Raw genomic sequence first — 611 nt, 5'->3', positions numbered from 1 at the left:
AACGCAGCAAGCGGCAGGCCACGGGGTTTCGTGATGCCAGCCATCCCCGCTCAGTTTTTCATCGACCTGACCACCGTTGGTGGCGTGTCAAGGACCCCCGCCGAATTCCAGCATCTGCTCAATCATGTTTCGGTGTTGTCTGCCCGAGGCGTCAAACTCGATGACGTTCAACGTTATTCGCTGCTGCGCGAAGTCGCCTCCGCCCTGGCGTTTCTTCACAAGCACGGTGTGTGCGTCGGTGATATCTCACCGAAAAACCTGCTGTTCTCGCTGACGCCGCACGAAGCGGTCTACTTCATCGACTGCGACGCCATGCGGATCAACGCCGTCTCGGCACTACCCCAAATGGAAACCCCGGGATGGGACAGTCCTTCTGGCGAGGAACGGGCCACCATCTACACCGACAGCTACAAACTCGGGCTGCTGGCCCTGCGGCTGCTCGCCGGCGACCACGACACCAAAAACCCCCACCACATCCCCGCCACGGCGACCGACCTGTTGCGCCAGATCATCACCGACACCTTGACCAACCAGCCACACCAACGCCCACTACCCGAAGCCTGGACCTACGTACTGGGCCACGCCATCGAACACGCCCAACACCAAACAAA

At 60.6% G+C, this 611-nt stretch carries 1 protein-coding gene; it reads left to right on the top strand.

The features are described from left to right. Nucleotides 1-33: 33 nt before the first annotated feature. A partial coding sequence (locus tag A5707_RS13440) for a protein kinase family protein (protein WP_197495275.1) occupies nt 34-611 on the top strand: 578 nt, incomplete at its 3' end.

The organism is Mycobacterium kyorinense, assembly GCF_001672775.1.
In the GTDB taxonomy this organism is placed as follows: Bacteria; Actinomycetota; Actinomycetes; order Mycobacteriales; family Mycobacteriaceae; genus Mycobacterium; species Mycobacterium kyorinense_A.
This window is presented reverse-complemented; position numbering and strand designations above follow the sequence as displayed.